This is a genomic window from Phenylobacterium sp. (assembly GCF_041916435.1).
Lineage (GTDB): Bacteria > Pseudomonadota > Alphaproteobacteria > Caulobacterales > Caulobacteraceae > Phenylobacterium.
In genome coordinates this window covers 309,742-321,636 of the sequence record NZ_JAYRZM010000001.1, presented here as the reverse complement: position 1 = coordinate 321,636, position 11,895 = coordinate 309,742, and the positions used below count along the sequence as shown (strand labels likewise).

At 69.8% G+C, this 11,895-nt stretch carries 12 protein-coding genes; 3 read left to right on the top strand and 9 right to left on the bottom strand.

Going from position 1 to position 11,895, the window contains the following annotated elements:
- The first annotated feature begins 82 nt into the window (after positions 1-82).
- Complete coding sequence (trmFO, locus tag ACE3TA_RS01635; RefSeq protein WP_374569952.1) at positions 83-1,489, top strand: methylenetetrahydrofolate--tRNA-(uracil(54)-C(5))-methyltransferase (FADH(2)-oxidizing) TrmFO; 1,407 nt, start codon at positions 83-85, stop codon at positions 1,487-1,489.
- Between the two features lie 200 nt (positions 1,490-1,689).
- On the opposite strand, the gene ACE3TA_RS01630 is transcribed toward trmFO, so the two are convergent.
- The 7 genes from ACE3TA_RS01630 to yajC form a co-directional block, all read right to left on the bottom strand.
- Complete coding sequence (locus ACE3TA_RS01630; protein WP_374569951.1) at positions 1,690-2,388, bottom strand: squalene/phytoene synthase family protein; 699 nt, start codon at positions 2,386-2,388, stop codon at positions 1,690-1,692.
- Positions 2,389-2,440: 52 nt separating this feature from the next.
- Positions 2,441-3,127 carry a class I SAM-dependent methyltransferase gene (locus tag ACE3TA_RS01625; protein WP_374569950.1) on the bottom strand — a complete coding sequence of 229 codons (687 nt, stop codon included), beginning with the start codon at positions 3,125-3,127 and terminating at the stop codon, positions 2,441-2,443.
- 153 nt (positions 3,128-3,280) lie between these two features.
- A complete protein-coding gene (locus ACE3TA_RS01620; protein ID WP_374569949.1) occupies positions 3,281-3,886 on the bottom strand; it encodes a urate hydroxylase PuuD in 606 nt (201 codons plus the stop codon).
- Between the two features lie 123 nt (positions 3,887-4,009).
- Entirely contained in the window at positions 4,010-4,369 is a 360-nt protein-coding gene (locus tag ACE3TA_RS01615; RefSeq protein WP_374569948.1) for an Mth938-like domain-containing protein, read from the bottom strand.
- Between the two features lie 8 nt (positions 4,370-4,377).
- On the bottom strand, positions 4,378-5,337 hold the full coding sequence (gene secF / locus ACE3TA_RS01610; RefSeq protein WP_374569947.1) for a protein translocase subunit SecF: 960 nt from the start codon (positions 5,335-5,337) through the stop codon (positions 4,378-4,380).
- A gap of 12 nt (positions 5,338-5,349) precedes the next feature.
- On the bottom strand, positions 5,350-6,951 hold the full coding sequence (secD, locus tag ACE3TA_RS01605; RefSeq protein ID WP_374569946.1) for a protein translocase subunit SecD: 1,602 nt from the start codon (positions 6,949-6,951) through the stop codon (positions 5,350-5,352).
- Positions 6,952-6,970: 19 nt separating this feature from the next.
- A complete protein-coding gene (gene yajC, locus ACE3TA_RS01600) occupies positions 6,971-7,258 on the bottom strand; it encodes a preprotein translocase subunit YajC (protein ID WP_374571098.1) in 288 nt (95 codons plus the stop codon).
- Positions 7,259-7,435: 177 nt separating this feature from the next.
- Here yajC and ACE3TA_RS01595 point away from each other — a divergent pair, with 177 nt between their 5' ends.
- Both ACE3TA_RS01595 and ACE3TA_RS01590 read left to right on the top strand, forming a co-directional pair.
- Entirely contained in the window at positions 7,436-8,275 is an 840-nt protein-coding gene (locus ACE3TA_RS01595) for an ATP-binding protein (RefSeq protein WP_374569945.1), read from the top strand.
- A 301-nt stretch (positions 8,276-8,576) separates the two neighbouring features.
- Entirely contained in the window at positions 8,577-10,274 is a 1,698-nt protein-coding gene (locus ACE3TA_RS01590) for an acyl-CoA dehydrogenase family protein (RefSeq protein WP_374569944.1), read from the top strand.
- Between the two features lie 98 nt (positions 10,275-10,372).
- Here ACE3TA_RS01590 and ACE3TA_RS01585 read toward each other — a convergent pair whose 3' ends face one another.
- Both ACE3TA_RS01585 and ACE3TA_RS01580 read right to left on the bottom strand, forming a co-directional pair.
- Complete coding sequence (locus tag ACE3TA_RS01585; RefSeq protein WP_374569943.1) at positions 10,373-10,783, bottom strand: very short patch repair endonuclease; 411 nt, start codon at positions 10,781-10,783, stop codon at positions 10,373-10,375.
- 31 nt (positions 10,784-10,814) lie between these two features.
- Positions 10,815-11,894, bottom strand: coding sequence for a hypothetical protein (locus tag ACE3TA_RS01580; RefSeq protein WP_374569942.1), 1,080 nt, complete (start codon positions 11,892-11,894; stop codon positions 10,815-10,817).
- Between the last annotated feature and the right edge of the window lies 1 nt (position 11,895).

Here is an 11,895-nt window from a genome sequence, read left to right as displayed (position 1 = left end):
CCGTGAGCCGAACCTATGCGCTCCACAGGCCCCCGCAAGGCCCCGCTCGCGATCGGCGAGGATCGTTGCTAATCAGGCGCCTATGACCGACACATCCGTCATCCATATCGTCGGCGGCGGCCTGGCCGGCTCCGAGGCCGCCTGGCAGGCCGCCGAGGCCGGCGCGCACGTGATCCTGCACGAGATGCGCCCGGTGCGCGGCACCGACGCCCACCAGACCGACCGCCTCGCCGAGCTGGTCTGCTCCAACTCCTTCCGCGCCGACGACTGGACCGGCAACGCCGTGGGCCTGCTGCACGCCGAGATGCGCCGCTGCGGCTCGCTGATCATGTCCGCGGGCGACGCCCATCAGGTGCCCGCCGGCGGCGCCCTGGCGGTGGACCGCGAAGGGTTCGCCCAGGCCGTCACCGAGCGGCTGGAGGCCCATCCCAACGTCTTCATCGAGCGCGGCGAGGTGGCCGGCCTGCCGCCGGCCGAGTGGTGCAACGTGATCGTCGCCACCGGCCCCCTCACCTCCCCGGCCCTGTCCCAGGCGATCCTGGACATCACCGGCGAGGGCCAGCTCTCCTTCTTCGACGCCATCGCCCCGATCGTGACCCTGGAGTCCGTCGACATGGACGTGGCCTGGCGCCAGTCGCGCTACGACAAGCCCGGCCCCGGCGGCGACGCGGCCGCCTACATCAACTGCCCGATGGACAAGGCCCAGTACGAGGCCTTCATCGACGCCCTGCTGGCCGGACCCAAGTCCGAGTTCAAGGAGTGGGAGCATGTGCCCTACTTCGACGGCTGCCTGCCTATCGAGGTGATGGCCGAGCGCGGCCGCGAGACCCTGCGCCACGGCCCGATGAAGCCGGTCGGCCTGACCAACGCCCACAAGCCCGACGAAAAGGCCTGGGCCATCGTCCAGCTTCGCCAGGACAACGCCCTCGGCACCCTGTGGAACATGGTCGGCTTCCAGACCAAGCTGAAGCACGGCGCCCAGACTGAGATCTTCCGCATGATCCCGGGCTTGGAAAAGGCGGTGTTCGCCCGCCTCGGCGGCCTGCACCGCAACACCTTCATCAACAGCCCGCGCCTGCTCACCCCCACCCTGCAGCTCAAGGCCGACCCGCGCCTGCGCTTCGCCGGCCAGGTCACCGGGGTGGAGGGCTATGTGGAAAGCGCCGCCGTCGGCCTGCTCGCCGGCCGCTTCGCCGCCGCCCGGGCCCTCGGGCGCGAGCTCGCGCCCCCGCCGCCCACCACGGCGCTGGGCGCCCTGATCGGCCACGTCACCGGCGGCCATCTGGAAGGCGGCGCCGGTTCGTTCCAGCCGATGAACATCAACTACGGCCTTCTGCCGCCGCTGGAGGCGCCCCGCCACGACGCGGCCGGCAAGCGCCTGCCGCCCAAGGAGCGCGGCCGCGCCAAGAAGCGCCTGATGGGCGAACGCGCCCTCGCCGACCTCGACGCCTGGCTCGCCGCCGCCCCCGCCCTGGCCGCCGCCGAATAGCGCCGCCCAAGATGCTCCCCCTCTGGGGGAGCTGGCGCGGAGCGCCTGAGGGGACTACGACTAGCTGACGCGCCAACGCCCCGAAGGCTGGGGGTCAAAGTCCCCCTCAGTCGGCTTCGCCGACAGCTCCCCCAGAGGGGGAGCATCCAGGCGCCGCGGCCCGCCCAGGGCGCCAGTCGGCGATTGCATAGCGCTCCCCCTCAGATCCGCCCCGTCGCCACGGCCCAGACCAGCCGCAGGCGCACGGACCAGTCGGCCGGCCGGCCGCCCTTCGCCAGCCGGCCGGCCAGCGCCGCGTGGGCGATCGCCGGAAACGCGGCCACGGCCAGGCCCCGCGCGTCCCGCCGCGCCGGCTCGTGCACGTTGGCCAGGGCCTCGGCGAAGCCGGCCGCGTCCGCCGCGCCCGATCCGGCGCGCCGGCCCAGCATCCAGGCCGCGCCGGCCGCGCCCGCCGCGGCGGGATCCGCGTCCGGCGCCAGCAGCCCGGCGGCCAGCCGCGCGGCCGCCCCGCCGGTGCCCCGCGCCCAGACCAGCGCCTCGTGCGCGCTCATCGGCGCGGCGTCCAGTTCGCGGTAGCGGGCGTCGATCATCGTCTCCAGCGGCTCGCGCGGCAGGCCCCGCGCCCGCACGGCCGCCGCCAACGCCTGGGCGGTGGGATGCATCCGCACCGGCCGGTCCTCGAAGATCTCGTCCAGCGCCTCGCGCCACCAGGTCAGGCGGATCTCGCCCAGGAGGCTGTTGGAGGCCACCTTCGGCGCCCGCGCCAGTTCGTGGTCATAGGCGTAGAGGGCCACCACGTCGGCCCTGGCCGCCGCATCGGCGATGAAGCGGCTGGAGAGCCAGCGGTCGGGGTCCACCCGCCGCACCAGGGCGTCGAGGTCTTCGGTCTCGTCGGTCATCACGGCCAGCCCATGAAGTCCGCCGCGCCCGCCGTCAACCGCGCGCCCCGCTTCAACGCCGCCGCACCGCCGTGAACTGGCCGTAGACGCCGTCCTGGATGTGCTCCACCACGTCGAAGCCGCAGTCGGCCAGCATCCGCGCGATCGCCCAGGCGAAGGTCGAATGCTCCTCGCGCACGTGGCTGGCGGCCTCCTCGCGCGAATAGCCGGTGTTCGCCGCCAGCCATCCGATCCAGTCCTCCACCGCCTGCGCTAGCCTGTGCGGCGGCGCGGCGAACATCACGTCGCGGATGTAGAGCCGCCCGCCCGGCTTCAGCGCCCCATGCATCCGCGCCAGCGCCATGGCCTTCCAGAAATCCGGCAGGTGGTGCAGCGCGTTCTTGGTGGTGATCAGGTCCAGGTCCCGCGCCTCGAAGCTCAGGAACCCCGCGCGCTGGAAGGCGATGTTCTCCAGCCCCTGCGCTTCGGCGCGTGCGCGGGCGGCCGCCAGCATCGCCGCCGACACGTCGATGGCCTGGACCTGGCGGCACATCGCGGCCGCCTCGCAGGCCAGGAGCCCGGTGCCGCAGCCGATGTCGGCCATGGCCATCTCCGCGGTCAGGCCCAGCCGCTCCAGCAGCGCCCGATCGCGGGCGGGATCGCCGCCCTGGCGCGCGTCGTAGGTCGCCACCTGGGCCGCGTCCTCGAAGTCGAGGCCCAGGTGGCGGCGGTCGTCGTACCACCAGTCGGGATTTCGCATGTTCAGTCTCCATCCGTATGCGGATGGATTGCGCGCCGACCCATCCGCGGTTGCGGGGATCGGCGGCGCGCCGGTTCAGGTCCGGTCGAGCGTCAGCGTCCCCTTTCGGGGCCGGCTACGGTCTGGCGGGTGGGGCGCTGGAAAGCCATCGCCCTAGCCGAAGATCGTCTGGTTCATGGTCATGGTCGCCAGCATCGGCAGCGACAGGAGCGTGTTGGTCCGCGAGAACAGCATCGCCGTGCGGCCCGCCCGCGCCTTGGCCTCGGCGTCGCCCTCGACGATGCCCAGCGCGATCTTCTGCGCCGGCCAGATGAACACCCACACGTTCAGGAACATGATGGTGCCCAGCCACATGCCGAGCCCGATGAAGGTGTGCTGCGGAACCTGGAAGCCCTCGGTGGCGCCGAGCGTGATCGCCTGCAGGATGAAGCCCCGGCTCCAGGCCAGGATCAGGCCCATCACCCAGGTCAGCAGCGCCGCCCAGCGGAACCAGAACAGCGCCTCCGGCGCGATGTACTTGGTGATCGCCGGCTTCAGCTCCGCCGGGATCTCCGGCATTTTCGGGATCTGCACGAAGTTGAAGTAGTAGAGCAGGCCGATCCAGAGGATGCCGAAGACCACATGCATCCAGCGCAGCAGCGCCTGCCAGAAGATCGCGTCCAGCGCGCCGTTGTGCACCTCGTAGCCCGCGATCACGACGACCGAGAGGATCAGGCTGACGATAAGCGTGCTGCGGAGGTTGGAGAGAAGCCCGGACATGTTTCAGCCCTCATAATTCCTGCCCTCGGAGTCAGGTATAGGAGCTTCCCGTCAAGGTAAAGGCTCGGCTCGGCGCCCCTCGCGCGCCGTTGGCGGGCGAAAGGGCGGGCGCCGAACGCGGCGTCAGACGGCGATCAGCGCGCAGGCCAGCCGCCGGCCCTCGGCGGTCAGCACGTTGTAGAGCCGGGCCGCGGCGGGCGTGTCCATGAACTCCAGGCCGATGCCGGCGCGCTGCAACGCCTCGAGCACGGCCTTGGGCGGGCGGGCGTTAGCCGGGCCCACGCCCATCAGCACGAACTCCACCGTCCGCGCGCCGGCGTCCAGCACCGCGGCCAGGCTCTCCGGGGTCACCTCGTCCAGCGCGCGCACCGGCCAGTCGCGCGCCTCGTCGTCGACGATCAGCACCGAGCCCTCGCGCCAGGCGCCGGACAGGCGAAAGCCCCCCTGCCCGTATCCGTCGATGCTGGGCGCGGCGCGGGCCATGGCCGGGCCTAGGTCCGCGCGGCGATCGGCTTGATCGGCTCGGCCTCCTCGCCGCGCTTGACGCCCCAGAGCAGGATGATCGGGGCCGCTACGTAGATCGACGAGTAGGTGCCCAGCGCGATGCCGAACATCATGATGATCGAGAAGCCGAACAGGCTCGCCCCGCCGAAGACGGCCAGGCCGGCCAGGGCGATCACGGCGGTCAGGCCGGTGATCACGGTCCGCGACAGGGTCTCGTTGATCGACAGGTCGATCACGTCGCGCAGCGGCATCTTCTTGTACTTGCGCAGGTTCTCGCGCAGGCGGTCGAACACCACGACGGTGTCGTTCATCGAATAGCCGATGATCGTCAGGATCGCGGCGATGGTCGTCAGCGAGAATTCCAGCTTGGCGAGCGCGATCAGCCCGAAGGTCAGGATCACGTCGTGGAACAGGGCCGCCACCGCGCCCAGCCCGAACTGCAGCTCGAACCGGAACCAGATGTAGATCAGCATCAGGAAGATCGCGAGCAGCAGCGCCAGCACGCCGCCGCGCAGCAGCTCGCCCGACACCTTCGGGCCCACCACGTCGGTGCGCACGTAGGTCACCTTGCCCAGGGCTTCGGTGAGCTTGGCCTTCACCGCCTCCACCGTCTGGGCCGAGCTTTGCCCCTCCGGCGTCTGGAAGCGCACCATGGCCGAGCTCGGCGCGCCGAACGCCTGCACCTGCACATCGCCCATCTCCATGGCCGACAGGGTCGCGCGGGCCTTGGCCAGGTCCACGGCCGCGGGCGCGGTCGACAGCTCCAGCACCGTGCCCCCGCGGAAGTCGATGCCGCAGGTCAGCCCGCCGCACGGCGGCTTGAATGGGAACAGGGTCAGGGCCAGCGAGCCGATCACCGCGATGATCGACAGGGCCGCGGCCAGCCGCGCGAACGCCACGAAGCGGAAATGCGTCTGGACGGGGAGAATCTTGATCAGAGGCCACATGGCGCGTCTCCCCTAGACGATCGGCAGGGTCTTGGGCCGGGCGGCCCGATACCACCAGCCCAGCAGCACCTGGGTCACCAGGACGGCGGCGAACACCGAGGTGAACACGCCGATCGACAGGGTCCAGGCGAAGCCCTTCACCGGCCCGGCGCCCAGCCAGAACAGGATCATGGCGGCCAGGATGGTGGTGACGTTGGCGTCGATGATGGTGCTCATGGCCTTGGAGAAGCCCGCGTCCATCGAGGCGATCACGCTGCGCCCGGCGCGGATCTCGTCGCGCATGCGCTCATAGATCAGCACGTTGGCGTCCACGGCCACGGCGAGCGTCAGGATCAGGCCGGCGATGCCGGGCAAGGTCAGGGTCGCCTGGGTGAGCGACATGGTCGCCACGATCAGGAGGCAGTTCACCAGCAGCGCCACCACCGAGATCCCGCCGAACAGAAAGCCGTAGGACAGCAGCATGAACAGCAGGATCGAGACGAAGCCGACGCCGGTGGAAAGCTGGCCGGCCCGCACCGCGTCGGCGCCCAGTTCGGCGCCCACCGTGCGCTGCTCCTCCACCGTCAGCGGCGCCGGCAGCGCGCCGGCGCGCAGCAGCACCGCCAGGTCGTTGGCCGACTGCGCGGTGAAGTTGCCGGTGATCTGGCCCGAGCCGCCGGTGATCGCGCCCTGGATCACCGGGGCGGAGATCACCTTGCCGTCCAGCACGATGGCGAAGCGCTTGCCGATGTTCTGCGAGGTGGCGTCGCCGAACCGGCGCGCGCCCTGGCTGTTGAAGCGGAAGGTCACCACCGCCTGACCGGTCTGCTGGTCGAACCTTTGCTGGGCGTCGGTCAGCATCTCGCCGCTCACCAGCGCGCGGCGGCGAACCAGCACGCTCGGCGCGCCGGCCTCCTCGCTCGGCAGCAGCTCGGCGCCCGGCGGGATGCGCCCGGCCATGGCCTCCTGCAGCGAGACGCTGTCGTCCACCATCTGGAAGGTCAGCTTGGCGGTCTGGCCGATCACGCTCTTCAGCCGTTCCGGATCGCTCTCGCCCGGCGCCTGCACGACGATGCGGTTCACGCCCTGGCGGATGATGGTCGGCTCGCGCGTGCCCAGTTCGTCGATGCGCCGGCGGATGATCTCGATGGACTGCTCCACCGCCCGCGAGGCCTCGGCGTTGATCGCCTCCTGGACGAAGCCCAGGCGGATCGTCTGGCCGTCCACGGTGATGGTGATGTCGCGCCCGCCCGGTGCGCCGGGCAGCGGCTGGCCGAGCGAATTGCGCAGGGCGTTGGCCGCCGCGCTCACCTGGGCCGGGTCGGTGACGCGCACGCTCACCTCGCCGTCGGCCTGGTGCAGGTCGCTGACGGCGATGTCCTGGTCGCGCATCTGCGTGCGCACGTCCTCGACCAGGTTGGTCAGGCGCTGCACCCGCAGGGCGTCGGTGTTGACCTCGAGCAGCAGGTAGGAGCCGCCCTGCAGGTCCAGGCCGAGGTTCAGCGTCTGCTTCGGCACGAAGCTCGGCAGGCCGTCCAGGGTCGCCTTGGGCAGCAGGTTGGGAAGCGTGAAGACGACGCCGAAGATCACCGACAGCACGACGGCGATGACCTTCCAGCGCGAAAGATTGATCATGGCGGCGTCAGGACCCGGTTCAGACCTTGGCGTCGTTGGCCGCCGCCGGGGCGGTGCGGCCGCGCACCTCGGCGATCATGCCCTTGACCACCTTGATGGTGACGTTGGTGGCCACTTCGACGCCGACTTCCTTGTCCTCCACGCGCACGATCTTGCCGATCACGCCGGAGTTCAGCACCACCACGTCGCCGCGCTTCAAGGTCTCCAGCATCTGCCGGTGGTCCTTGGCGCGCTTCTGCTGCGGGCGGATCATCAGGAAATAGAACAGGACCACCAGCAGGATCAGCGGAGCGAACTGGATCAGCATCTCCTGCGGCCCGCCTGCGGCGGCGGCGCCGGCGGCGGTCTGGGCGAAGGCGGGGGTGGCGAGCATGGCCTCTCCGGGGAGCGTCGGCGCTGCGGGGCGCCCGATTTGAAGTGGCGGAACCTATGCGTTGGACCCGCCTTTTGCAATGCGAGCCGCCGCCCGCTAATCAGCGGCGCCATGGACCTCGAGACCAAAGCCGTTCTGACCCGCATCGCCGAGGCGCTCGAGCGCCTGGCGCCGGCCCCGCGCCAGGCCCCCGACTTCGCCGCCGCGCGCCTCTTCCGCCACGATCCGGCGACCGGCGAATTCGTATCCGCCCCCGACTATCCGCTCGCCCTGGACAGCCTCGTCGGCATCGAGCGCCAGAAGGCCCGCTTCGTGGAGAACCTGCGCCGCTTCGCCGAGGCCCTGCCCTACAACCACGCCCTGCTCTGGGGCGTGCGCGGCACCGGCAAGAGCTCGATCTCCAAGGCCGCCTTCATGGCCGTGGCCGGCGACTATCCGGCGCTCAAGCTGGTCGAGGTCGACCGCGACCAGGTCACCGCCCTGCCCGAGCTGTTCGACCTGTTGCGCACGCGTCCCGAGCGCTTCGTGGTGCTGTGCGACGACCTCTCCTTCGAGGAGGGCGCGGCCGCGGCCAAGGCGCTGAAATCGGCCCTGGAGGGCGGGGTCTCCGGCCCGCCGGCCAACGTCCTGTTCGTCGCCACCTCCAACCGCCGCCACCTGATGCCCCGCGGCCATGCCGAGGACCGCGGCCTGATCGCCACCGCCGAGGACGCCGAGGAGGAGGTCAGCGTTTCCGACCGCTTCGGCCTGTGGATCGGCTTCCCGGCCATGGACCAGCCGACCTACCTGGCCGCCGTCGCCGCCTACGCCGAGCGCTACGGCCTTGCCGCGCCGGACCTGGAGCGCCGCGCCCTGCAATGGGCCCAGCTCCGCGGCTCCCGCTCCGGGCGCGTGGCCTGGCAGTTCATCCGCGACCTCGCCGGCGAACTCGGCAAGCCCCTGCCGCTCTAGCGAAGGCGCGGCCTCAAGATGCTCCCCCGCTGGGGGAGCTGTCGCGAAGCGACTGAGGGGGACCGCGACTCGCCGCGGGCAAGCCCCCTCCACCCCTTCGGGGTCCCCCTCCCCCACTGCGCGGGGGAGGAGATTTTACGGCATCGCCGCCTCGCTCTCCTCCCCCTCTGGGGGAGGGGGACCGCGAAGCGGTGGAGGGGGCGGCGCCGGCCTTTCCCGCCCGTCCCCCGTTGCCAGCCCAGCCCCGCCGCCCCTAGATGCCGACAACAAGCGGCCCGAGCCGCGACAAGGGAGCCGCGTCATGACCAAGGTGGATATCCGACCCTCAGGCGCCGCCGCCGTGCCCGACAGCGCCGGCCTCAACCTCTACAAGGCCGACCCGGACATGGCGCGTCTGGCCGCCCTCTACCTGCCCGGCGGCCTCCACGCCCACCTTTCCCCCCACCTGGAGCGTCTGGGCGCCCTGGCCGGCGGCGAGCTCGACGAGCTGGCTTCCATCGCCGACAAGAACCCGCCCGAGCTCATCGCCCGCACCCGCCGGGGCGAAGACGCCCAGACCATCGCCTACCACCCCGCCTACCGCCGCCTGGAGGAGGTCGCCTTCTCCGAATATGGCCTGGCCGCCCTCTCCCACCGCGGCGGCGTCCTCGGCTGGAACGCGCCGATGCCGCCGGCGGCCAAGTACGCCCTCACCTACCTCTTCGTTCAGGCCGAGTTCGGCCTGTGCTGTCCGCTCTCCATGACCGACAGCCTCACCCGCACCCTGAAGAAGTTCGGCGACCCCGACCTCGTCGCCCGCTACCTGCCGGCCCTCACCAGCCAGGACCTCGACGTCCTCAACCAGGGCGCCATGTTCATGACCGAGCAGGGCGCGGGCTCGGACATCGCCGCCACCGTCGTCACCGCCGCCCCCAACGCCGACGGCACCTGGGCGCTCACCGGCGAGAAGTGGTTCTGCTCAAACGCCGACGCCGAGCTCGCCATGGTGCTGGCCCGCAGAGAGGGCGGCGAGCCGGGGCTGAAGGGCGTCTCGCTCTTCCTGTTGCCCCGCACCCTGCCGGACGGCTCGGCCAACAGCTACCGGATCGTGCGCCTGAAGGAAAAGCTCGGCACCCGCTCCATGGCCTCGGGCGAGATCTCGCTGCAGGGCGCCACGGCCTGGCTGGTCGGCGATGCGGGCGCCGGCTTCAAGCAGATGGCCGACATGGTCAACAACTCGCGCCTCTCCAACGGCGTGCGCGCCGCCGGCCTGATGCGCCGCGCCCTCACCGAGGCGCTCTACTTCGCCCACCGCCGCGAGGCCTTCGGCAAGCGCCTGATCGAGCTGCCGCTCATGCGCCGCCAGCTCCTGAAGATGGCCCTGCCCGCCGAACAGGCCCGCAGCATGATGTTCCAGACCGCCGAGGTGCTGCGCCGCTCAGACGCCGGCGAGGCGGGCGCCTACCCGCTCCTGCGCATCCTCACCCCGCTCATCAAGTTCCGCGCCTGCCGCGACGCCAGAAAGGTCACCGGCGACGCCATGGAGGTGCGCGGCGGCTGCGGCTACATCGAGGAGTGGAGCGACGCGCGCCTGGTCCGCGACGCGCACCTGGGCTCGATCTGGGAGGGCACCAGCAACATCGTCGCCCTCGACGTCATGCGCGCGGCCCAGCGCGAGGGCTCCCTGCCGATCCTCAAGGCCCACGTCGAGGGCCTCGTCCAGGCCGCCGGCGACCACGCGCCGAAAGACCTCCTGCCCCTGATGGACCGCGCCATCGCCCTGGCCGAAGCCGCCCTCGCCGACGTCGCCCTGACCCGCCAGGCCGCCTCGGCGCTCTACCACCTGACCAGCGCCGCCGCCCTAGCCTGGGAAGCGGCCGAGCTCAACCTCCCCCACCGCGCCGCCCTCGCCCGAGCCGTCCTCACCCACCGCGTCCAGCCCAAGGACCCCCTGGCCGGCGATCCGGCGGAGGACGCCGCCCTGGCGGCGGTGCTGGGCGATCCGGGGGCGGTTGGGTAGGGGCCGTCGCACGTCGTGCTCCTCCCCGTAGAGGCGTTGGGCAGCGCGGTGGCGACGATGGCCACCGCGGTCAGTGAACTCGCATGGCTACTCCCGCTTCACGGTTCGGTGACGAACGCCAACAAGCGACCTGGAAGTTTCGGATCACCCAGCTCACAGCCCCAGACCGTCAGGACGCTCCAACCTCGAGCCTGTAAACTCGCAACATGGCGCGCATCACGCTTTTGATTTCCTTCAATTTTCGGCAACCAATATTCGAGCCGCGAGCGCGGACGCCGCGTTCCTTCGGGACAGTCGTGGCCGTGCCAAAAGCAGCCGTGCACGAAAATTGCCCGTTTGCGACCAATGAAGGCAATGTCTGGGCGTCCCGGAAGATCCTTTCGGTGCAGGCGGTACCCAGTGAGCCCAGTTGCGCGAAGCATCCTCCGCACGGCAAGCTCTGGACGCGTATCCTTGGCGCGGATCGCCCGCATGTTAGCGCTGCGGCGTGCTGGAGAAATCTTGTCCACTTTTCTTTCTAAATGAGGGCTCAGCCCCGTCCTAGAGCATGGAAAGCCAGCGCTCGAGGCTGATGAGGCGGCCACTGTCTATGTGGCTCATCACCCGACCCCACGAACTTGAGCCATCACGCCCTACCTGGACGCCATAGGCCGCCCGGAGGCCTTCAGTGTTGATGTGCACGACGTAGTCGAACATCAGATTATTGCGGAACAGAACCTCGCACGCTCGCATGAGCCGGGCGGGATCAAATTCATTGGTCACGAAAACGTAGTTGAATTTCTGGTTCATTGCCTCAGCGTTGCAGTACTCTTCATACTCCGTTGGAAACTGCTTCTCTCGGTCCGCGCGGACACTCCATTTTGCCGTTACTAGTGTGCGCATGCTGGGCCGTATGATCGCAAGGTCGACCTTGTTTTCCTTCTGGCCGTGTTTAGCTCGATTGAAGCCAGGAATCTCAAAAAGTAGGCTGCGCGTGAGAATCTCATCGGCCGGCAAGTCACATGCGCGGCGTATAGTCTGAGCCAGTACGTCCTCGAACCCCTCGCCGACCAAGTTCTTTCGTTTGTTCTGGACAGCAAGATACTGGCGCACACGCCTCGTCAGAGCCAACCAGGTTTCGACAGGCGGCTCAGTACGAAAGTACGGCGCGAGCCCCTCGCGGACAATTTGCTCCATCTCCGGATCGTCACCCGGTTCTGGAAAGTCGCGACCGCGGTAGGGTGCGCGTTGGCGGGCGGCGACCTCGGCTTGTTGCGCTTCCTTATGCAGGACAGAATTGGCCAAGTCCGCGCACGCGCGCAGGAAGAGCCAATCGATTTCTCGCGCCAAGTCTGCGGGTTCGACTTCAAACGCTTGGCAAAGCCAGTCGTGAAAGGCGAGCGAGCGCCCGTACCACGCCTTGCCGGGCTGCGACTTGTCGCTCTCGTAGCAATGAGCGAGGCCGGTAGTTGGATCTGACCATAGCAGGAGCCGATAGACGTGCTGCCAAGCATTTGCTCGTGAAACGGCTTTGCCCCCAGGGGCCGCGAAGTATCGGTCGATAAGCCGGTTGCGGTTCTCGGCGCCAAAAGCGCGAGTCACCGCCTCTTGCTCCTGAAGGGACTCGGCCTCTTCCGGCATC

Excerpts from the sequence above, each read along its gene's own strand:
- ACE3TA_RS01590 (WP_374569944.1), top strand. The coding sequence starts at position 8,577 with ATGACCAAGGTGGATATCCGACCCTCAGGCGCCGCCGCCGTGCCCGAC.
- trmFO (WP_374569952.1), top strand. The coding sequence starts at position 83 with ATGACCGACACATCCGTCATCCATATCGTCGGCGGCGGCCTGGCCGGC.
- ACE3TA_RS01625 (WP_374569950.1), bottom strand. The coding sequence starts at position 3,127 with ATGCGAAATCCCGACTGGTGGTACGACGACCGCCGCCACCTGGGCCTC.
- ACE3TA_RS01580 (WP_374569942.1), bottom strand. The coding sequence starts at position 11,894 with ATGCCGGAAGAGGCCGAGTCCCTTCAGGAGCAAGAGGCGGTGACTCGC.
- ACE3TA_RS01630 (WP_374569951.1), bottom strand. The coding sequence starts at position 2,388 with ATGACCGACGAGACCGAAGACCTCGACGCCCTGGTGCGGCGGGTGGAC.
- ACE3TA_RS01595 (WP_374569945.1), top strand. The coding sequence starts at position 7,436 with ATGGACCTCGAGACCAAAGCCGTTCTGACCCGCATCGCCGAGGCGCTC.
- secD (WP_374569946.1), bottom strand. The coding sequence starts at position 6,951 with ATGATCAATCTTTCGCGCTGGAAGGTCATCGCCGTCGTGCTGTCGGTG.
- ACE3TA_RS01615 (WP_374569948.1), bottom strand. The coding sequence starts at position 4,369 with ATGGCCCGCGCCGCGCCCAGCATCGACGGATACGGGCAGGGGGGCTTT.
- yajC (WP_374571098.1), bottom strand. The coding sequence starts at position 7,258 with ATGCTGATCCAGTTCGCTCCGCTGATCCTGCTGGTGGTCCTGTTCTAT.
- secF (WP_374569947.1), bottom strand. The coding sequence starts at position 5,337 with ATGTGGCCTCTGATCAAGATTCTCCCCGTCCAGACGCATTTCCGCTTC.
- ACE3TA_RS01620 (WP_374569949.1), bottom strand. The coding sequence starts at position 3,886 with ATGTCCGGGCTTCTCTCCAACCTCCGCAGCACGCTTATCGTCAGCCTG.